The sequence below is a fragment of the Lyngbya sp. CCY1209 genome (genome assembly GCF_055795065.1).
Genome location: NZ_JAYFER010000576.1, coordinates 20,477 through 41,199, shown reverse-complemented (window position 1 = coordinate 41,199; position 20,723 = coordinate 20,477). Strand labels below are relative to the sequence as shown.

Below are 20,723 nucleotides of genomic sequence, written 5' to 3'. Positions count from 1 at the left end.
GATTGAGGAGATTATTGGTGAGTTGAAATTATGGTTAATTACAATAGTGAAACGGATCGGGAATGGTGGACGCAGCAGTGGTTGGATATTTTGAATCGCTATCGGTTTAAGAAGCGGTTGGAACGGGCGAGGAATTATGCTAGACAGGGTAATGTTTTGAGTATTGAGTTTAGCGATCGCCGGGTTTTGGCGAAGGTTCAGGGGACGCAGCCGCAGCCTTATGAGGTGGCGTTGTGGTTGGATGTTTTTGGGGATGAGGAGTGGGGATATGTGATCGAGACGCTATCGCAGCGGGCGATATTTTCGGCGAAGTTGTTGGCGGGGGAAATGCCGCAGAATATTGAGGATGTTTTTGCACAGAATGGGTTGCGGCTGTTTCCGTTTAATTTGGATGAGGTGCATTCTCAGTGTAGCTGTCCGGATAAGGCGAATCCTTGTAAGCATATCGGGGCGGTGTATTATATGTTGGGCGATCGCTTCAGTGAAGATCCGTTTGTGTTGTTTCAATTGCGGGGGCGGATGAAGGATGATATAATAGCAAAATTGCGACAGTTGAGGGGGTCGGGAGAGGGGGAAAAAGTCGCAGAAACTGAAGAAATAACGACTCAAAAAATTGATTTCGATCCGCCGTCTGTGGCGGGTTATTGGGAGTATAATCAACAGTTGGAACCGTCTTTGGTGGTGATTTCTCCGCCGCCGGGAAGCGAGACGGTTTTGGACGTTTTGGGACCGATTCCGCTGGCGACGGCAGTATCGAAAGAAGGGGGGCGATCGGCGACGGCGGCGGATGTGGTGATGCAGTATTTGGATACCGTTTATAAGAATGTCAGCCAGCAGGCGGTTTTGATGGGGTTAAATCGGGAATCGGAGGGTTAGAGAAACTGGAGAAAGGTGAGGGCGACGACGGACATTTCTTCTGGGGCTTGCAGGATGCGATCGGGGCGGTGTTTGACGAGGGCATCGATGGAATTGAAACCCCAGGTGACGGCGACGCTCTTGATTTTGGCTTTCTTCGCCGCGTCGATATCTCGCGTTTCGTCTCCGATGTAAATCGCCCGCTTTCTGTCGAGTTTTTCGCGTTTGATCAGCCGGTTGATGATGCGATGTTTGCCGAATAAAGTCGATCCGGAATAAATCCCGTGGAACAGTTCCAGAACCCCCTCTTGTTTCAAAAGATATTCGACATTTCCTTGGGTGTTGGAGGTGACGATATAAAGTTTGTATCCCTCATATCTCAAATCCAAGAGGGCTTTCCTAACTCCCGGAAATAGGCCGATCGCGGATAGGTTGTCCTCCAATTCTTCTCGAATCCGCCGCAGCAATTTGGGGAGTTTGAAGATCGAAATGCCGGATTGGCTGATAATTTCCCGGGAACTCATATTTTGCACGTCCGCCAAATCCTCGATATCGGTGGCGGGATATCCGAATTCCTCGGCGAGCTCGTTGGTGATGGCGACGATGACATCGAGGGTGTCCGCCAAGGTTCCGTCGAAGTCGAAGATAATGGCTACTGGAGTGCGATCGGGCATTTTTGGTTTTTCGGGGTGGGGGGTATCATATCACCCCACTATAGCAATTGTATCAATTGATTCGTCAATCGATTTTTGTGGAGTTGGGTGACAAATTGCGAAGTTGTTGACAGCAAAATGACCGAAATCCCCCACCCGACAGGCATTTTATCGGCTACATCCAACCCAGATGGGCTTTGACTGTCTGAACTGCAATCCTGACATTGCTCGCCCCCATCGAAATTTTATAAGGCTTGTTGGGATTTTTGGGGTTGGGGTCGATGGTGACGACATTATTTTTCCACAGGTGACTTTCTCTCGACCAGTCCAGTTGGGAGAGTTTGGAGATGCGATCGCGATCGAATTCGTGTCGTTCTTTATCATAAGTCAAATACAGTAACCGCCCCAGAATTTCCAACCCGACCCGCCAAGGCAGCAACGATTTTTCCTTGAAATTGGCAATATCATCGACGGTCAATTCATCGACGCTGCGATTGGCGATATATTGAGTTATCGGACATTCCGAGAAAAACTGATTCAGGCATTGACCGAGTTCGTGGGATGCCATGTCAACGTCGTAGTCTTCCAGGACGCTATCGGGATTTCCGGTAAATGCAAAACTGACCAAATTGACGATATAAACATTCGTATAAATTAACTTGTGTTTCGTCGAGGGCGTTTTTTTGACCCGCTCCGTTTTTCCGGCGAACATGGAAACGCTGGAAATTAAATTTTTCATGATGCCAATGGTGCCGGAATATTCACCAAAAGAATTGAGTAAGGATTGGTCAAGTTGTCGGGTTTGTGCCATATCTCGAAAATCGGTCTGACATTGCTTAAAACTCGCCTCCAAAACCAGGGTAATTGGAAAATGGTTTTTGGCAATTAAAGGGGCGCGATCGCTCAACATTAATTCTTTGATCGCCTGATATCGATGCTGTCCGTCCGTGATATCCAATTTTTTATCCAGGGGAATTGCCACGAAACAAATCCCCCGACCCAATTCGATAATTTCGATATCTTCCGGATCGATATTAGCCGTCAACGTCCCCAAAATCCAAGGTTTATCTTTATTGACGCGATGAAGAATATACTCTTTAATTTCCGCCGCATGACCTTTTACGACGGGACGATTTTTCCCGGAGTCCGGGTCGTTTCCATGAGAAGGTTTAGCCTGTAAAAAAGTAATCAAATCCTGAGCGCGAACATTGATTTGAATCATCCGCCGCTTTCCTTGCTGAAAAATCAACCCCAGATAGCAATTATAATCACTATCGTATTGGTCATAAAGGGGAAAGATGATCGGGGAGATTTTGGGCGTGGACTCTGAATCATTGTGATTGATATCGTTCATGACGGACCGAGATGTTTAGACTATCTCTATTTTACATGAAAATGTCTGGCCCCCAAACCCCCAATTCTGGGGGCTTTGAAAATCTCGGATTTAGCCCCCAAACCCCCAATTCTGGGGGCTTCCCCCAACCCCCAAACCCCCAATTCTGGGGGCTTCCCCCAGCCCCCAAACCCCCAATTCTGGGGGCTTCCCCCAACCCCCAAACCTCCAATTCTGGGGGCTTCCCCCAACCCCCAAACCCCCAATTCTGGGGGCTTTGAAAAGCTCGGATTTTTGGGAATTATTTTACCTGCTATTAGTCTAGGGGATCGGGCAACCCGACTTGTCTGGGTTTCACCACCCGCCCCTCAAAATTAATCGCCCGATTTTCAAAGGTTCGGGCATTCGCTAGATCTCGCCTCAACATCGCCTGACTCATCGGATCTTCGATGCCACCCAACAGGTAAATCAGGAGGTTCGTTGCCAAACTCCGGCCGGCAACCCTCACCCGCCGCTTGTTGGGGTCGTACAATACGCCATACCAGAGAGATGCGGGATCTTCCATCCCACTAAACCCACCTTTTGCGTCGAAGGTTTCCAATTTTTCCCACACACTTTCCGGGGACTTTTGATGCAGAAAGACCACTTTTCCCACCGCCTGGGCGATCGCCACCTGCCCGATGGGACGAAACAAAATATTTCCCTCCCCCGGGGGGCGTTCAAACCCGAACCGCCGCATCGCTGGAGTTTCCAAACCTTGCTGCAATTTGCGATAGCTTGGCAACCCCGCCAAGCCGTCGAAAAACCGCATAAATTCATCGATTCCCCGTCGCAATTCATCCTCCTCGGGGCGGTCTGGAATTAGGCCAGGTTTCCCCACTTTCCAACCCTTAAATATCGGGTGGGGGGACAGATAACCCTCCGCCATATCTCGCAGGGCTTGCAATGTGGTCAATACGGTGGATTTGGTGGCGACGGTCGCGCTGTCCCAGTTGATTCTGGGGTTGCGATCGCCCTCATCTTTCAGCAGGGGATGGCGAACCGCTACCTGGCGGGATACAATAGAAAACCCGTCATTTTCATCCAATGCTGCCAACTGTCCCTTGCTCAATTTTACGCCCATTTGGTTGACGTGGACGAACAGCGATCGCACCCGTTTTCGCGCCCGCGATCGGGTTTCTCCGGGCAACACCGCCGGGATAAATTCCACCCCGATCGTTTCGCGGTTCAACTCTGCCAATTTCTCCTCGGGAGACAGGTCGTCGGGCGCCAAATCGTCCCAGTCAATTTCAGCGCCGAGGGGCTTTTTAATCTTGCTGAAAGGCTGCAATTTCCCCGTTTTTGCCAGTTCCCTCACCCCCTGAATTCCCATCAGGCGATGCTGTCCGTCCAAGGCGAACACCGACACCGCCGGGGACAGATTCAGCAATCCGAATTGTTGTCGGGCGTCCAAAGCCGTAAATTCGGCGGCGGAACGGGTGGCCCTTCCGTCTTCGTCCCACTCCGGCGCCTCGGGGTCGTCCACCCACTCGGGACTCAAAACCACCACCAGCGGCGGAAATTTGCGGTCCCAATCGTGGGTCATCAGGTATTGGACGAGGACTGCCTGTCGCGACCAGTCCAGGGGCCGTTGCAGGATCGTCTCGATGGTTTCGGCCCCCCGTTCCACGTTTCCCGTTTCGCGATCGCGGTGGGGTTCAAACAGTGGAAGTGCGGACGCATAGCGGATGCGGGTCGCGGCCCATTCCAGGCTGACGGCGCCGAGATAGGCCCGGTTGACTCCCATCGCGGTTCGCTGCACCAGGATGCGATCGGGCTCCTCCTGGAGGGGCGTCAGCAGTCGGGCGATGTCCTCGGGGTTGGGTTCGGTTGCACGATTCATTATAGTATGATTAAACTATCAGTGGGGTTTTTAAAAACTTGTCCCCGATATGTTATCCTATCGTAAACGGGCAGATCTGGGGAAGGGTCTTATTTTTGGCAGGGAGGGAAAAATGAGTTCGTCGGAGGCACGACAGGCTAAGAACCTTGAATATTACTGCAAGGGCTTGAGTAACATCAAGGTTCATCGAAATCAAAAACAGGGAGTCAACCTCAACCAACCCATACTACTATTGTCTGTCATCGATTTAATTGCCCAAGGCATCATACAAGAAAATCGAATTTTTATCTCTGATGAGTTGATCCATACTTTCCAGAAGTATTGGTCGATTTTGTCGGAAACTGACTTTAAGGGAAGTGACTTCGCCCTTCCATTTTTTCATCTAAAAAATGGAAAGTATAAGTTTTGGCATCTTCAATTTAGTGCTGAATACGAGGGTGGAAGACCTCAAACGATACCCAAATTAAAACATGATGTTGACCACGCTTATTTAGATGATGAACTTTTTGATTTGGTTCAAGATCGCCAATCGAGACAAGAATTGGTCGATGAACTGATAGCAGTGTGGTTTGCTGACAATCAGAAAGAATTGGAAGATTTACTCAAATTAAATCAAAATTTACAAGAAGAAAGTGTTCTCGATGTAGACGAAACATCAGATTTAAAAAAAAATCCCAAGTTTTCGATGAGAAAGTCGATCATTCGAGAAGCTTTTTTCCGTAAATCTGTCATACATATCTATGAGTACAGATGTGCGTTTTGTCAATTAAGAGTGAATCGAACTCTAAATCAAAATATTGTGGATGGGGCGCATATAAAACCATTTGCACAATTCTATGATAGTCAAATTGGGAATGGAATTTCTCTGTGTAAAAATCATCACTGGGCTCTCGATAGAGGTTGGTTTACAATTGACGATACTTATAAAATTATTGTCGCCCAAGATTTACAAGAAGATTCTCCCTTTGCAAAACCAATGAAGGAATTCAATGGAGAAAAAATACTGTTACCTACCTTAGACCGATACTGGCCGGAACTAGAATCTATTAGATGGCATCGTAAAAATATATTTAGGGTATAAAAACATGAATGATAAAATGCAAGCCAAAAAAGACAACAATCGAACTGTCGAAGAATTTTTGCAAGATCTGGAAATACTGAAAGCTGAAATTCAAGAACTATACTTTGACGACCAGATTCCTTTAGTTATAGGTTGGAGTGGAGGGAAAGATAGCACGGCAGTTCTCCAACTCATTTGGAGTTCCATTGCTTCATTACCACCTGAAAAAAGAACCAGAAAAATTCATGTCCTTACCAACGATACTTTGGTTGAAAATCCAATTGTTTCTGCTTGGGTTCGCAAATCCCTAAAAAACATGAACAAAGCTGCGAAGGAACAAGGGATGCCCGTCTCAACCCATTTAACTTACCCGACGATTAAAAATACATTTTGGTGTTGCTTGATCGGTAAGGGATACCCAGCCCCTCGAAATAGATTTCGATGGTGTACCGAACGTCTCAAAATCAACCCTGCTGATTATTTCATTAGAGAAACTATCAGAAATAATGGTCAAGCTATTCTTGTTTTGGGTACTCGTAAAGCTGAAAGCACACAACGGGCAACTAACATGGCCAAGCATAGAAAATGGCGAGTACGCGATCGCATGAATACAAATCCCCATCGTCCGAACTGTTTGATTTACTTACCAATCGAAGATTGGAGAACGGATGAAGTCTGGATGTATCTGATGCAATTTGAAAATCCGTGGGGACAAGATAATAAAGACTTGTTTACCATGTACCGAGGGGCAACGGCAGATAATGAATGTCCTTTGGTTATCGACACCTCAACTCCGAGTTGTGGAGATTCCCGATTTGGCTGCTGGGTTTGTACGATGGTCAGCAAAGATAAATCGATGGAGGCGATGATCTTAAATGACGAAGCCAAAGAGTGGATGCAGCCACTTTTGGATCTTCGCAATGAATTAGACGTTAAAAACGATCACGACAAAAGGGATTTCCGTCGCAACTTCGGAACTGTTCAACTATTTGAACGAAACGTAGACGGTCAAACCTCCGTTCAACACATCCCCGGACCCTACAAAAGAGAGTGGCGGGAACATTGGCTGCGGCGGGTGTTGGAAGCCCAAGTCCAAGTTCGCAAAACTGCCCCGCCGGAAATGCGGGATATCACGTTAATTCAACCGGAAGAACTCAGCGAGATTCGCCGAATCTGGTTGGAGGAAAAACACGAATTCGATGACAGTTTACCCAGGATTTATCAAGAAGTGACCGGAGAAAAATTTAAAGATCCCCGAGACACCGGCGAAAAAGCCATGCTGGGGCCGGATGAATGGCAGATTTTGGAAGATCTCAGCGACGGAGATCCCATGTATTTGGAATTGGTGACGCGGCTACTCGACACCGAACGCCAATATAAAACGATGGCGAGACGGACGGGGATTTACGACACCCTCGAACGCTGCTTTAAAACCAGTTCGCGATCGCAAAATGAAGCTATTCAAAATGCCCACTACGAACGCAACCTCAAAGAAGCTGCCCAATCCGGCAAAGTTGAGGATATCAAAAAAATCGTCAACGGCGAAAAACCGGAACCCGACCAACAACTCTCCTGGGCGAGTCTGAAATTCAACTCCAAACAATAGGGGCGATTTTCCGATGATTTGGAAATAGAAGATCCCCCCCAGCCCCCCTTTGTAAGGGGGGAGAATGACTCAAAGTCCCCCTTTTTAAGGGGGATTTAGGGGGATCGTCCGACGATTTGGAAATAGAAGATCCCCCCCCGGCCCCCCTTAATAAGGGGGGAGAATGACTCAAAGTCCCCCTTTTTAAGGGGGATTTAGGGGGATCGTCCGACCATTTGGAAATAGAAGAATCCCCCCCAGCCCCCCTTTGTAAGGGGGGAGAATGACTCAAAGTCCCCCTTGGCAAGGGGGATTTAGGGGGATCGTCCGACTATTTAAAAATAGAAGATCCCCCCCGGCCCCCCTTTGTAAGGGGGGAGAATGACTCAAAGTCCCCCTTATTAAGGGGGATTTAGGGGGATCGTCCGACTATTTGAAAATAGAAGATCCCCCCCGGCCCCCCTTAATAAGGGGGGAGAATGACTCAAAGTCCCCCTTGGCAAGGGGGATTTAGGGGGATCGTCCGCCTGCCATTAAATTAAAAATCGCCCTCCGACAAACCGGCAAAAAAATATTCAAAACTGCCGGATTTGTGATATGATGAATATGTCAACCTGAACACCACCAAAACCCCGTGATTTTTCTCGAACTCACCCTAGAAAATTTTGGCCCCTATCGCGGGAAACAGGTCATCAACCTGCGGCCCCAAACCGCCGGGGAAACGGTGAGTCCGATTATTCTGTGCGGGGGGATGAACGGGGGCGGAAAAACCACCCTCATGGATGCCATTCGCCTGGTGTTGTACGGTTCCCGCGCCCAGTGTTCCACCCGGGGAAATCTCGCCTATTCTGAGTTTCTGAAACAGGCGATCAATAAACACACCCAACCCCACGAAGAAACCAGCGTCGAACTGTTGTTCGAGCATATTCTGAATAATATGCAAGTGGAATTCCGCGTCAAACGGCGTTGGAAGCCAGACACGCTAAAAAACAAAAATAAAGATACCCTTGGCGTTTTGATCGATGACTGGCCGGATTCCGCTTTGATCGAAACCTGGGACGAACGGATCGAGGACTTTTTTCCCCTGGGAATTTCCAATCTTTTTTTATTCGACGGCGAACAGGTGAAAGAATTGGCGGAACTCGACGCGCCGCCCCCCATTGTCACCCAGGCGATCGAATCCCTTTTGGGGTTGGAATTGGCGGAACGGCTGTCGGCGGATCTGACGATTTTAGTCAACCGGAAGCGGAAGGAATTGGCGGAGGCTTCCGAGTTGGCGACATTGGAAGAAATTGAGGCGAAACTGAACAAACAAAACCAAGAATTTGAAGTGGCAGAAGCCGAGGTTATCCGGCTGGATGGGGAACTGAAAAAAGCCCACATTCGCCAGCAAGAAGCCCGGGATAAATTCCGCACCGAAGGCGGCAAAGTTGCCCAGGAAAAAGAGCAGATCGAAGCCCAATTGAAAGCCGAACAGGAGAAAGCCAGAACTCAGCGCGATCGCCTCCGGGAACAGGCGGCGGGTTCTCTCCCCCTCGGCTTGATTCAACCCCTGTTGGAACGGGCGAAAATGCAGGGAGAAAAGGAACTGCAACAAAAGCGGACTCAAATTGCCCGGGATGTGATCGTCGAACGGGACGAACGGTTATTAAATTATTTAGAAACCCTGAAAATAAAGGGCAACACTTTGGAACAGGTGCGGACATTTTTAGAAACCGATACCCGCCCCGACGGAACCGAAAACCCGACGGAAATTTGGCTGGATATGGATGAAGATACCCTCAGCCAACTCAGCAATTTGTTGGAACGGGAACTTCCCAATCAGATCGCCCAAACCCGATCGCAACAGGAAGAATTGAAGCAAATCCAAGATGCGATCGCGGCAAAAGAACGACAATTAACCGTCGCCGCCCCGCCGGAAGTTTACGAACAACTGCTGCAAGCCGTCACCGATGCCGCCAGTCATTTGGCAAAACTACAAACCGCCTACGAAGCGGCAAAGGAAAAGCGCGATCGCTGTAAAATTACTATCGAAAAAACCAAAAAAGAACTCTCCGAATACAGCCGCAGTACCATCGATCGCAAAAACGCCGACCACATCATCGACACCTCGGAACGGGTGCAAAAAACCCTGGTGCAATTTCGGGAACGTCTCACCCTCAAAAAGCTGAACAAACTGGAAATCGAAGTGACCGAATGTTTCCGCTATCTCCTCCACAAATCCGATCTCGTTCATCGGGTGGCGATCGCGACTCAAGACTTCAGTTTATCCTTATACGACCCCCAAGGGCAACCCGTGCCCAAACACCGCCTCTCCGCCGGGGAAAAACAACTGCTGGCGATCGCATTTTTGTGGGGGCTCGCGAGGGTGTCCGGACGCCAACTTCCGATCGCGATCGACACCCCCCTCGGACGCCTGGACTCCTCCCACCGCCACAACCTAATCGAACGCTATTTTCCCGCCGCCAGCCATCAGATGATCTTGCTATCGACGGACACCGAAATTGGCGAAGCGGAAGTGAAAACCCTGCGGGAACAGGACGCGATCGGCCGGGAATACCTGTTAAAATACGACCCCAAACAGCGGCAGACGGCGATCGCACCCGGTTACTTTTTTTGAGACTCGATCCCCCTAAATCCCCCTTAAAAAGGGGGACTTTGAATCCAATTCTCCCCCCTTACCAAGGGGGGCTGGGGGGGATCTATCCCACAATTGGAACGCTGCCGTCATCGGGCAGAAATAAACGCGGATCGACGGGGGTTCCGTCCGGCTTTCGGATCTCGAAATGCAGGTGGATCGAATAGCCGCCGCCGTCAATTTCCCGGCCCTCAGAACCAAATCCGGAACCGCCCCGGATGGCGATCAATTGACCTTGGGAAACCCTATCATGTAAGTTAACGCGAATCGATCGCAAATGCAAATACCGATGTTCCCAACCGTCCGATCGCCGGATGTGAATCGCCCGACCGTCCGCCCCGCCGGTATGATGTTTAACATACTCCACAACCCCCTCGCTGGCGGCGTAGCACTCATCGGGCGTATAACCGCCGATATCAACCCCCGCGTGGAGTCGTCCCCGGGCGTAGCCGAACTCCGTCCTGGACCCCATACTCGTCCCCCTCATCGGCCATTTCCAGGTCAATACGCCCGAAGAGGACGATAATTTGGGGCTGGGACTCCGGGCGATTTCGTCTCCCAAAATTTGGACGTGGGGGGCGAAGACGTACCAAATTTCCCGCCGGCCCGGACAGGGTGGGACGAAATAAATTTCGAGGTGTCCGTAACCCACCGATTTGTAAGTCGTAATTTTATACTCGCTTTCGGCATAGACGGGAATTTTATCCCGGGAACTCAACTGATGGGACTGGACGGGTTGTCCTTTTAAAACCGTGTTATATAGCGTTCTTAATTTCATTCCCATAGGTTCCTTTTTGTGTTATAAATTAATAGGATTTTGAAAAACTCGTTGTTGGGCTTTAGCCCCGGAAGCGCCCAAGGGCAACAACGAATTGTTTAGGAAATATCGAATAGTTCCTTTGAGGTCAGATATTGGGTCAGCGTGAACGCATCCACCCCCAATTCAGTGCGATCGCGGGCTGCCAGAATTCCGGCCCGGGCGTGCCACCAGACGGCGATCTGGGCCGTCAATTCGGGGGGAGAATCCCGCAATGCACCGATCGCCAACAAACCTCCCAACAGCCCCGTCAGCACGTCCCCGCTGCCGCCCCTCGCCAAAGCGGGGGTACTCTCCGGGTTCACGGCGACGGTTTCCGGGGTGGCGATGCAGACCCTCGCGCCCTTCAAAAGCACCACAGCGCCGCTCAGGCGGGCCGCTTCCTGGGTGACGGCGATGCGATTGCCCAAATCGCCCAAATCGGGAAACAGGCGCTTGAACTCGCCAGGATGGGGGGTGAGCAGGGTCGGAGCCCGGCGCCCGGACAGGGTGGAAATCGTCCCCAACTGCGCCAACTGGTTCAAACCGTCGGCGTCGAGCACCACCGGACGATCGCACCCCAAAATAGCCTCCAGGGGAGACGAACTCGCCGACGTCAGACCCGGGCCGCAGGCGATCGCATCGTAGCGACTCAGATCCAACTCCTCCGGAAGAGACGCGATCGCACCGTCCTCGGTTTCCGGACAGCCAATTATCAGCGCCTCCGGCAACTGGGCACTCAGCAGGGGCTTGATCGACTCCGGGACGGCGATGGAGAGCATCCCCACGCCGCTGCTCCGCGCCCCCAACCCGCACAGCACCGCAGCCCCCGTATAACGGCTAGATCCGGCTACTATCAATAAATGACCCTGCTTGTACTTGTGGGTGGCGGGGTGGCGGGGAATGGGCAGATGGGCGATCGCGAATCCCGGCGTGATGCGCCGACACTGGGGAGAAGACCCCAAAACGGCGTGAATGTCCGGCAGCGGGATATCAAAATCAACCAACTCCGCCGACCCGACCCACTCCAAAGCCGAATCCTGCAAAAACGCCCGCTTCCACAACCCCAGACAAAAGGTGCGGGTCGCCCGGATCGCCGTTCCCAGGACTTCCCCCGTGTCCGTGTGGATGCCGGAGGGAATGTCAATGCTGAAAACCGGGCGGTTCCAACTATTGACGGTTTCAATAACCTCCGCCAGTTCCCCCTCGATGGGGCGGGTTTGCCCGAATCCGAACATCCCGTCAACAATCAGATCGCAGTGTCCCAGAGAAGCGATCGCCTCCGCACTCTCGATCCCCAAACTGGCGACATATTGGGCGTGGGCATCGGTGAGATCCTTGCGCTTGGAAATTGGGGAAAACAGGACGACGCGATAACCCTGAAAAAATAGCTCCCGCGCCAATACCAGGGCATCTCCCCCGTTGTGTCCCGGACCCACTAAAATCCCCACAACGCGCACGGGGCGATCGCTCGGACTGGACAAAATTTCCACAATCCGGCGAGCGACGAGTCCGGCGGCCTTTTCCATCAGCGAGGCGGCCGGCATCCCCGCCTCGAAAATGCGGCTTTCGATCGCCTGCATCTGTTCGGCGGTGACGGCAAATTGTTGAATCTGTTCGGTCCGGTCGGGCGTGCCCAAAATCATCGTCAAATGGCTGCTAATCGTTATTTCCCAAAATATACTTGCGTTCCCCCGACGCCCGAATCCGTAAGATAATTTTCCCATTCTCGGGCGAGGGTGCGATCGGCAAAAGGACCCACCGCCACCAGGGGATCGACCACATCATCCCGGATCGTGATGCTATTTTGGGGGACACCCAGAGCGATCGCCGTTTCCGCGATCACCGGCAAATCGAAAGTCTGTCCGCGAATCAACACGAAATAGCTGTCCGTGTCGCCGAGTCCCAGATCGAAACCCGGGCGGGCGGGCAGGGGGGTGGGAAATCCCGGTTGCACCGGTTGCCCCGGTTCCAGGGCGAGGAAGATTTCCAGTTCGGCCCGGGAATGGATGATTTCCGCCGGAATCCCCCGCAAAAACAACTGTTCGGCCATCAATTCGGCGTTGAAGCGATTCACGAAACTGCCCGCCTGAATCACCCGCCGTCCCCCGATGTTGAAGATTTCGGCGTTGGGCGATACCCGCCGCACCTCCTGTAGCGAAGTCACCCCCGCACTGACGTAAACTTGATGGAGTCCGAGATCGGTGGTAGCTGGAATCCAACCCGGTCTGAGATTGCTTGGCACGGGTCGGGTTGTCCGGTTGGGGGATACCACCCACGGACTGGCTTCGACGGGATTATCGAAATCTTCGCTATTTCTCAAATCGGTAATTTTCGCCCGAATCCCTTGGAGTCTGAGATCTTCGACCAATTCTTCCGCGTCGCCGCGATCGAAATAGATCCCGGCATCGATCAGGACGCGATCGCCATATTCCTGAAAAACCGCCCCGGGCTGCACCTGCTGGACGATTTCCAACAGCATCGGACTGTCCCCATTCACATAAACCCCGTAGCGGGGTTGAGCCCGGACACCGGGAGCCGCCAACATCAGATATCCCCCCAGCAGCACCCCCGAAATCCGGGACATCCGCGCGATCGCTTTATTTTGATTGTTTGGAGCCGTCCAACTCATCTCGAGTCCCTCCACCACAGCTATAGAATTGCCCAAATTTTACGCGATCTTGGGGTGTGGGGGGCGGAGGAAGCGGAGGAAGCAACGGGTGGGACATCCGGACTGCTTGGGAATCAATTCCCGAGGGCGCAAACCTTGCGCCCCTACAAGCGAAAATCATATTCAGATGATTGGGGAGTTTGTACGGATCTGATATTAACTTGCCTCCTCCGCCCCCTCTGCCTCCTCCGCCTCCCCTGCCTCTTCCCCATCGAATGTGTCACCATCTAAGGAACGGATTTGCCCACTGCGCCGATCGCGGCGGAGAGGATTGTTAACAGCAAAGTATTGATAAAATTCAGATTCATGCACAGACGAGTTGTTCAGATTGCCCTGGCGATCGCTTTACCGATGATGATGGTTTGGGGACTGTGGCACGTCCCGGCCTGGGCGCTGACGGAGGAACAGAAAATTCTCAGCGAAAGTTGGCGCATCGTCAACCGCGCCTATTTGGACGAGACATTTAACGGTCAAAACTGGTGGTTCGTGCGGGAACAGGCGATCCGCAAACCCCTCAAAAGTCGGGAAGAAACCTACGAGGCGATCGAGGAGATGCTGGCCGGCCTCGACGACCCCTTCACGCGGTTGCTGAAGCCGGAACAATATCGCAGCCTGCAGGTGAGTACCTCCGGGGAACTGACGGGGGTGGGCCTGCAAATTGCCAAAGATCCCGACAACGGGGAATTGATGGTGGTGACTCCCCTGGACGGTTCCCCCGCCGACGCCGCCGGCATCCAACCCCGCGATCGCATCCTCAAAATCGACGGATTTCCGACCCCCGATCTCACCTTGGATGAGGCCGCGGCCCGCATGAGGGGGACGGTGGGAACCCCCGTGGTATTGACGGTGAAATCGGCGGAAAGCGACATCATCGAGGATTTGAAACTGTTGCGCGATCGCATCACCCTGAATCCGGTGTTCGCCCAACTGCAGACCTTCCCCGACCGCCCCCCCGTCGGCTACATCCGCCTCCGCCAGTTCAGCGCCAACGCCACCGCCGAAGTCGCCCACGCCATCGTCAGCCTGCAAAATGAAGGGGCGACGGCCTTCCTCCTCGATTTGCGGAACAATCCGGGGGGACTGCTGCAAGCCGGAGTGGAAATCGCCCGCCTCTGGATCGACGAGGGCGCGATCGTCTACACAGTGAACCGCCAGGGCATTTTGGGCGGCTTCGACGCCACGGGATCGGCCCTCACCGATGCCCCGCTGGTGGTTTTGGTCAACGGCGGCAGCGCCAGCGCCAGCGAAATTTTGGCCGGGGCCTTGCAGGACAACGGCAGGGCGTTACTCGTCGGCGAAAAGACCTTCGGGAAGGGGTTGATCCAATCCCTGTTCGACTTATCCGACGGCGCGGGGTTGGCTGTGACGGTGGCGAAGTACGAGACACCCAACCACACCGACATCAACAAACACGGGATCGTCCCCGATCGCGTGGTGTCCGCCGACCACTTGCTGCGATCGCAACTCGGCACCGATGCCGATCTCCAATACCAGGCGGCGATCGATGTCCTCCTGTCTCAGACCGTCCTCGCCGAAGCCGGATAAATGAGGGAGTCGGGAATCGGGAGTCGGGAGTCGGGGACAATCAATTGATAATTATCAATTGTCAATTATCAATTATCAATTATCAATTGTCCATTTCACTCCTCCACTTCCGCATAGTAAGACGGCGGCAATTCCAGCTCGTCCGCCGTCATCTGGCCGTCATCCAACCAAACAATTTGTCGCTGGCGGGGGTCGATGCGATTCCCGTTTTCTTGCATGATGCTTTGGGCCTGTTGGGGGTCGAAATAGCGGCTGAATTCTTCCTGCTGACGCTCGACTCGCGCCTGGGTTTGATCCACTTCCGCCTGAATTTCTCGCCATTTCTCATTCGCCGCCCGCTGGTGGGGCAGAATTTGGAGCAGGGCCGACACCGCACAAGCAGATAACACCAAATTTGTCAAGATTTTGGCGGTCGTTTCCAATGCGATCGCCCGATGATTTGGGCGAGGTCGCACTCGAACTTGAGAGCGACGACTCAAGCGACGGCGGGGATGCTGTGGTTTCTTGGGTGGAGGAGAAGGTTGAATCGCGTACATGATCGTCGTCTCGGTAGATTTTCAGCTTCAAATGAGGTTTTCCAAGGGCAACAAGGCGACATTCCGGCAGGGTCGATGCGTACCGGCGTTTTTTCGTTCAGGCTTAAAATACCTTAAACTGAACCTTTTAACCCGAAGCGCAATGGAAAATGCCCCGACAGTTAAACCCAGTCGATACAAACCAATCTACTGCACGATCGCCGCATTTGTGTGTATTCTTCAGGTTTTCTGTCGGAGCAAAGTCCGCCATTGAATTTTAATTCAAATTTTTGGGCCGCCTCCGGCGGAGACGGCCCATAGAATCGAAAGGATTCTATTTGTAAAGTTCGGTGGAAAGGCGGAACGCCAAAATGCCGGGGATCAACGCGATCGCCAGGGCCACGAACACTTGGGTATCGGTTAAAGACATGGTTGGGACACTCCTTCCATTGAAGTAGACATCGATTGTTCACTAATTTCAGCTATATCGGCCCGTTTGGGAAGTGTTTCGTAATAAGTTTAAACAATGTTGCGGTTTCTTAGGACCTGGGGGACAGGTGTCGGAGGGCGATCTCGGGGGATCGCGCCAAATTTCTCTCCGGCTCCCCTCACCGATCCCCGGCCAGTTACGTTAAGATAACTGAAGCAGATTTTAAGGCTTCTCACCGCCAAACCCCAGGGAGGGCCTTGAGTCTGGGTGGCGCTCTCATAATTCTCCCCTTCGTCATCACATTGGCGATCGCGGCTTGCCGTCCGACTCTCCGGGGGAAAATTGGCGGGTATCCAATTCCAGACTGACATCAATCGGGGTAGTAGACCGTTCATGCTAGAGCAAGTGTTTGATTTTTCTCAAGGACTCGGATTCGATACCGTTTTGCTGCTGGTCGTTTTGGTGGCGTTAGAGGCCGTTTTGTCGGCGGACAATGCGATCGCTTTGGCTTCCATTTCTAAAACTCTGGACGACGGCAAACTCCAGCGCCAAGCTTTAAATATCGGTTTGGCGATCGCCTTCGTGTTTCGGATCGGCCTGATTTTGACCGCCACCTGGGTGATTCAATTTTGGCAGTTCGAGCTACTCGGGGCGCTGTATTTATTGTGGTTGGTTTTCCAATATTTTACCACCTCGGAAGACGGGGAAGATGAGGGATTCCTCCACCACCACAACACCTCCCTCTGGCAAGTGATCCCGGCGATCGCCATGACGGATCTCGCCTTTTCATTGGATAGCGTCACCGCCGCGATCGGCGTCTCCGAAAAAACCTGGCTGGTCGTCACCGGTGCCACGCTGGGCATCATCACCCTGCGCCTGATGGCGGGACTGTTCATCCGCTGGTTGAAAGAATTCACCCACCTGGAAACCGCCGGATATATCACCGTCGGATTGGTCGGTTTGAAACTCTTGCTGCGCGTCATCGACCACAGTTTAGTCCCCCCCGAATGGATGCTGGTGGTGGCGATCGTGGTTTTATTTACCTGGGGATTTTCCGAGCGAACCCCCATTCCGGAAACCGAAAACGTCAACCTTTCCAACGCCATCCAACCCCACCCCGCAGAATCCCAGCGGGAAATGGAAGAAGCGAGAAAATAGCCGAATTCGGGGTTTGAGATCGTCGCATTAAAATGGGCGATCGCCCCCGGTTGCGCGGGACGGGAAATCCGGGTAAAATAACCTCAGAATTTCCCGCCCCCCGTGAAAACCGACAGTCTCTTCTACCGCATTTTCCAACAGTACCCCGGCAGCTTCTTTGAACTGCTGAACCGTCCGCCGGAAGAAAGCGATCGCTACCAATTCACCTCCGTCGAAGTCAAACAACTCGCCTTCCGCCTCGACGGACTGTTTCTCCCGAGGGCCGGAGATCGCGACCAGCCCTTCTACCTCGCCGAAGTCCAATTTCAACCCGACGACGACCTCTACTATCGCATCTTCGCCGAACTATTCCTCTACCTGCGACAGTACCGACCCCCCAACCCCTGGCGAGTCGTCGTCATCTACCCCAACCGCGGCATCGAACGGAAACAGTCCCGCCAATTCCGGGAACTCCTCAACTCGGGCCGGGTGACTCGCATTTACCTCGACGAGTTGGAAGGTGAAAGCGGCTTGGGAGTCGGTATCATTAAATTGGTGGTCGAATCGGAATCTGCCGCCATAGAATCCGCCAGACGCCTGATCGAACGGGCCGAACAAGCCCTCCCCCCAGAATCAATCCGACGCGATATCATTGACATCATCGAAACCATCGTCGTTTACAAACTCCCCCAACTCAGTCGCGAGGAGATTGCCGAAATGTTAGGACTCACCGATTTAAAACAAACCCGATTCTATCAAGAAGCCTTTGCCGACGGTCGTCAGGAAGGTCGCCAAGAAGGTCGCCAAGAAGGTCGTCAAGAAGAAAGAATAAATTTTGCCCGACGTTTGGCAAATTTGGGAAATAGCCCGGAAGCGATCGCACAACTTTTGGGCTTACCATTGGAAGAGATTCAACAAATTTTGCAACCTTCCGATGAGGAGCGATCGTGAATAGCCGGTGCAAATGATATTTCTCCTCTCCTACTCCCTACTCCCTCCAAACACACTTCCCAATGATCTCGAAATATTTGAGCGATTAGCTGGGGAATGGATTCCCCAGCGGTCTTTTTAATCTCTTAAAAACTGGAAATTATTCCACCAGCCAAGACTTGAGACTCGCTTCCCAACTCACCAATTCTTCATCGGTAAACCAGAGGGCGATCTCTTTTTGGGCCGTTTCCGGAGCGTCGGAACCGTGAATCAAGTTGCGGCCAACGCTGACTCCGAAATCTCCCCGAATCGTCCCCGGTTCGGCGGTGAGGGGGTTGGTGGCGCCGATGAGTTTCCGAGCCGAAGCAATCACCCCTTCGCCTTCCCAAACCATCGCCACCAGGGGGCTGGAGATGATGAAATCCACCAGACCGTTGAAAAATGGGCGTTCTTTGTGAACGTCGTAGTGCGCTTCGGCGAGCTCGCGGGTGACTTGTACGAGTTTGAGCCCGACGAGGGTAAAGCCTTTCGCTTCAAAGCGTTTGATGATTTCGCCGACGAGTCCCCGTTGGACGCCATCCGGCTTGATGGCGATAAATGTCCGTTCCAAACCTATCTCCTGTGCGTTCGCAAACGTCTACAAGAATCAGATTAACCTATTTTGAGACAATCCCTACAGACCATTTCCCGAATTATTCCCGAATCACATAACCCACACTTCTGACTGTTTGAATCAGGCGCGACTCATTTTCGGCTTCCAACTTCAGGCGCAGATAACGGACATAAACTTCGATAATATTAGAATCCCCCATAAAATCGTAACCCCACACCTTCTCCAAAATCTGGTCGCGGGTGAGGACTTGCCGGGGGTGGCGCATCAAATATTCGAGCAAGTCGAATTCTTTCGCCGTCAATTCGATCGCCCGATTTCCCCGAAACACTTCCCGGGTGGAACGGTTGAGGCTCAAATCGTCGAATTTCAAAACATCCGGGTCGGGTTCTTGGGTGCGCCGGATATTCGCCCGCACCCGCGCCAAAAATTCCTCCAAACTGAAGGGTTTGATAATATAATCGTCGGCCCCCGCATCCAATCCCGAAACGCGATCGCTCACCTCATCTTTTGCCGTCAATAAAATGATCGGAATCCGGTTATAACTATCCCGCAGACGGCGACAAATTTCGATGCCGGAAAGGCGGGGAAGCATCCAGTCGAGAATGACCAAATCCGGATGGCTCTCCCGAATTGCCATCATTCCCGCCATTCCATCTTGTTCGACATTGACATCATATCCTTCGTAGCTCAATTCTTGTTTGAGAAATTGAGCCAGAGTCGCGTCGTCTTCTACGATTAAAATTTTGGAAGCCATCATTTTGGGAGGCAAAAGTCAAAAGGCAAGAAGTCAACAGGAAAAGCGATTTCGGACGTTTAATTGGAGTTCTGAATTGTCGGGACTCCGATTCGCGATCGCCGGCAAGAAAGCGCGAAGCGCCAAAAATGAGGTCAACTCGCGCAATTTACAATTCTATTCTACGATCGCCCCCCCAGTCTACTGTCGCCGGATAGACTCCGTTTCCCCAGTCGTCGCCGGAGTTTCCATAAAGGCGGGATAGACGAAGGCGAAAGCATGGGAACTGGGAATGGTCGTCCCGCCGGCATCTTGGACGATGACGGTTTGAAGTTGTTCATCCCAAATGGCGGTAACTTCTTCGCCGCCGAAGCGAACCGTCCGTTCGCCGAGTTTCTGAATTTCCGAATGGACAAATTGGACGCTTTCACCTGAAAATTGGTTGTGGGGGGTGTCGCCGTCGTTTTTCCAAATATAGCTGATGGCAGCTTTGGGGTGGAGGTCGAGCTGGTCTTGGTGGCGGACGGGGAAAATCAGATTGCGATCGCGCGAATAGCTCCCGTAGGGATAGCGCTGATAGTCACGATTGTAACCCGTTTCGGCCGAGAGGATGCGGCTGTCAGGATATTTTTCCAGCCAAGCTCCCAAGGTGGTTTTGACGGCCCGAATGCGGTCGAGGGAGCGGTTGACGTTGGCTCCGACAATTCCCAATCCCCACGGTTGCGCGTACAGGGTATCATCGGCGCGATCGTACATCACCAGACAGCTTTGATAGAGTTTACCAGAAACGCCGAAGGTGGTGTCGCCGCGATCGAATGCGACAATTGTATCACATAAGGGGCAGTAAGAAATGGCGACGTTGACTCCCCCGATGCGATCGTTGACGATTTCATGCCAGTTTAAAATCCCCACCGGATAGGCCTTGGCTTCCCCGTTGACGACCACTCCGATTGTCGCTTGTTCCGGGTCGAAAGGCGTGGTGGCGGCGGTGTCAAATTTGGGGTTGTCGATGCTGGGAATTCCGTCTTTGGGAGGGCCGCCGTTGAGGAGTTCGTCCAGGTCAATGCGACTGTTATTTTGAATATCGATATTTTGCGATCGGATGTCGGCGAGTTCCCGCGTTTGGTCGCCGAAATGTTGGGTGAGGTGAAAATGATTCAGTTTTAAATTATCCCACCCTCCGGCTTTTAAAATGGCGATCGCGATCGACAATCCAATTAAAGTCAGGGTTCCCAGGATTGAGTTGATCGGGGTTTTCATCGGTCATGGCTCCGATTTTAGGTTGCGATCGATCTGTATCCTTCGGATATGAATGGAAGCTGAGAACTGACTGAAATTAACCCCAGA

General features: G+C 52.2%; 18 protein-coding genes. 7 read left to right on the top strand and 11 right to left on the bottom strand.

The window, feature by feature from the left end; translation table 11 throughout:
- Window positions 1-30: 30 nt before the first annotated feature.
- On the top strand, window positions 31-876 hold the full coding sequence (locus tag AC0QHF_RS20660; protein WP_324706124.1) for an SWIM zinc finger family protein: 846 nt from the start codon (window positions 31-33) through the stop codon (window positions 874-876).
- Here the strand turns inward: AC0QHF_RS20660 and AC0QHF_RS20655 are convergent.
- The 3 genes from AC0QHF_RS20655 to AC0QHF_RS20645 all read right to left on the bottom strand — a co-directional run bounded on the left by AC0QHF_RS20655 (window position 873) and on the right by AC0QHF_RS20645 (window position 4,723).
- Window positions 873-1,529 (bottom strand): HAD-IA family hydrolase, encoded by a 657-nt coding sequence (locus AC0QHF_RS20655; RefSeq protein WP_324706123.1) that lies wholly within the window; start codon window positions 1,527-1,529, stop codon window positions 873-875. The two genes, AC0QHF_RS20660 and AC0QHF_RS20655, sit on opposite strands and share 4 nt — an antisense overlap.
- Window positions 1,530-1,683: 154 nt before the next feature.
- A complete protein-coding gene (locus AC0QHF_RS20650; protein WP_324706122.1) occupies window positions 1,684-2,862 on the bottom strand; it encodes a DNA sulfur modification protein DndB in 1,179 nt (392 codons plus the stop codon).
- A gap of 295 nt (window positions 2,863-3,157) precedes the next feature.
- On the bottom strand, window positions 3,158-4,723 hold the full coding sequence (locus AC0QHF_RS20645; protein ID WP_324706121.1) for a DGQHR domain-containing protein: 1,566 nt from the start codon (window positions 4,721-4,723) through the stop codon (window positions 3,158-3,160).
- Between the two features lie 49 nt (window positions 4,724-4,772).
- On the opposite strand from AC0QHF_RS20645, the gene AC0QHF_RS20640 reads away from it, so the two are divergent.
- From AC0QHF_RS20640 to dndD, 3 genes are all read left to right on the top strand, one after another.
- Entirely contained in the window at window positions 4,773-5,804 is a 1,032-nt protein-coding gene (locus AC0QHF_RS20640; RefSeq protein WP_324706120.1) for an HNH endonuclease, read from the top strand.
- 4 nt (window positions 5,805-5,808) lie between these two features.
- Window positions 5,809-7,389 carry a DNA phosphorothioation system sulfurtransferase DndC gene (dndC, locus tag AC0QHF_RS20635; protein ID WP_324706119.1) on the top strand — a complete coding sequence of 527 codons (1,581 nt, stop codon included), beginning with the start codon at window positions 5,809-5,811 and terminating at the stop codon, window positions 7,387-7,389.
- A 613-nt stretch (window positions 7,390-8,002) separates the two neighbouring features.
- On the top strand, window positions 8,003-9,988 hold the full coding sequence (gene dndD / locus AC0QHF_RS20630) for a DNA sulfur modification protein DndD (protein WP_324706118.1): 1,986 nt from the start codon (window positions 8,003-8,005) through the stop codon (window positions 9,986-9,988).
- Window positions 9,989-10,070: 82 nt separating this feature from the next.
- On the opposite strand, the gene AC0QHF_RS20625 is transcribed toward dndD, so the two are convergent.
- The 3 genes from AC0QHF_RS20625 to AC0QHF_RS20615 all read right to left on the bottom strand — a co-directional run bounded on the left by AC0QHF_RS20625 (window position 10,071) and on the right by AC0QHF_RS20615 (window position 13,434).
- Window positions 10,071-10,784: a M23 family metallopeptidase gene (locus tag AC0QHF_RS20625; RefSeq protein WP_324706117.1), complete on the bottom strand. Its 714-nt coding sequence runs from the start codon at window positions 10,782-10,784 to the stop codon at window positions 10,071-10,073.
- 98 nt (window positions 10,785-10,882) lie between these two features.
- Window positions 10,883-12,448 carry an NAD(P)H-hydrate dehydratase gene (locus tag AC0QHF_RS20620; protein ID WP_324706116.1) on the bottom strand — a complete coding sequence of 522 codons (1,566 nt, stop codon included), beginning with the start codon at window positions 12,446-12,448 and terminating at the stop codon, window positions 10,883-10,885.
- A 20-nt stretch (window positions 12,449-12,468) separates the two neighbouring features.
- Window positions 12,469-13,434 (bottom strand): hypothetical protein, encoded by a 966-nt coding sequence (locus AC0QHF_RS20615; protein WP_324706115.1) that lies wholly within the window; start codon window positions 13,432-13,434, stop codon window positions 12,469-12,471.
- 345 nt (window positions 13,435-13,779) lie between these two features.
- Between AC0QHF_RS20615 and ctpA the strand changes: the two genes are divergently transcribed.
- On the top strand, window positions 13,780-15,018 hold the full coding sequence (gene ctpA, locus AC0QHF_RS20610) for a carboxyl-terminal processing protease CtpA (protein ID WP_324706114.1): 1,239 nt from the start codon (window positions 13,780-13,782) through the stop codon (window positions 15,016-15,018).
- 95 nt (window positions 15,019-15,113) lie between these two features.
- On the opposite strand, the gene AC0QHF_RS20605 is transcribed toward ctpA, so the two are convergent.
- The gene (locus AC0QHF_RS20605) at window positions 15,114-15,554 is read right to left on the bottom strand and encodes a slr1601 family putative cell division protein (RefSeq protein WP_324706113.1); all 441 of its coding nucleotides are present in this window, start codon (window positions 15,552-15,554) and stop codon (window positions 15,114-15,116) included.
- A 313-nt stretch (window positions 15,555-15,867) separates the two neighbouring features.
- Window positions 15,868-15,963 carry a photosystem I reaction center subunit XII gene (gene psaM, locus AC0QHF_RS20600; protein WP_324706112.1) on the bottom strand — a complete coding sequence of 32 codons (96 nt, stop codon included), beginning with the start codon at window positions 15,961-15,963 and terminating at the stop codon, window positions 15,868-15,870.
- A 393-nt stretch (window positions 15,964-16,356) separates the two neighbouring features.
- Here psaM and AC0QHF_RS20595 point away from each other — a divergent pair, with 393 nt between their 5' ends.
- Window positions 16,357-17,121, top strand: coding sequence for a TerC family protein (locus AC0QHF_RS20595; RefSeq protein WP_324706111.1), 765 nt, complete (start codon window positions 16,357-16,359; stop codon window positions 17,119-17,121).
- A 102-nt stretch (window positions 17,122-17,223) separates the two neighbouring features.
- On the top strand, window positions 17,224-18,051 hold the full coding sequence (locus AC0QHF_RS20590) for an Rpn family recombination-promoting nuclease/putative transposase (protein ID WP_324706110.1): 828 nt from the start codon (window positions 17,224-17,226) through the stop codon (window positions 18,049-18,051).
- Window positions 18,052-18,190: 139 nt separating this feature from the next.
- On the opposite strand, the gene ndk is transcribed toward AC0QHF_RS20590, so the two are convergent.
- From ndk to AC0QHF_RS20575, 3 genes are all read right to left on the bottom strand, one after another.
- Window positions 18,191-18,640, bottom strand: a complete 450-nt coding sequence (gene ndk, locus AC0QHF_RS20585) for a nucleoside-diphosphate kinase (protein ID WP_324706109.1) — start codon at window positions 18,638-18,640, stop codon at window positions 18,191-18,193.
- 82 nt (window positions 18,641-18,722) lie between these two features.
- Window positions 18,723-19,397 carry a response regulator transcription factor gene (locus tag AC0QHF_RS20580; protein ID WP_324706140.1) on the bottom strand — a complete coding sequence of 225 codons (675 nt, stop codon included), beginning with the start codon at window positions 19,395-19,397 and terminating at the stop codon, window positions 18,723-18,725.
- 180 nt (window positions 19,398-19,577) lie between these two features.
- Window positions 19,578-20,636 (bottom strand): DUF3179 domain-containing protein, encoded by a 1,059-nt coding sequence (locus AC0QHF_RS20575; RefSeq protein ID WP_324706108.1) that lies wholly within the window; start codon window positions 20,634-20,636, stop codon window positions 19,578-19,580.
- Window positions 20,637-20,723: the final 87 nt, after the last annotated feature.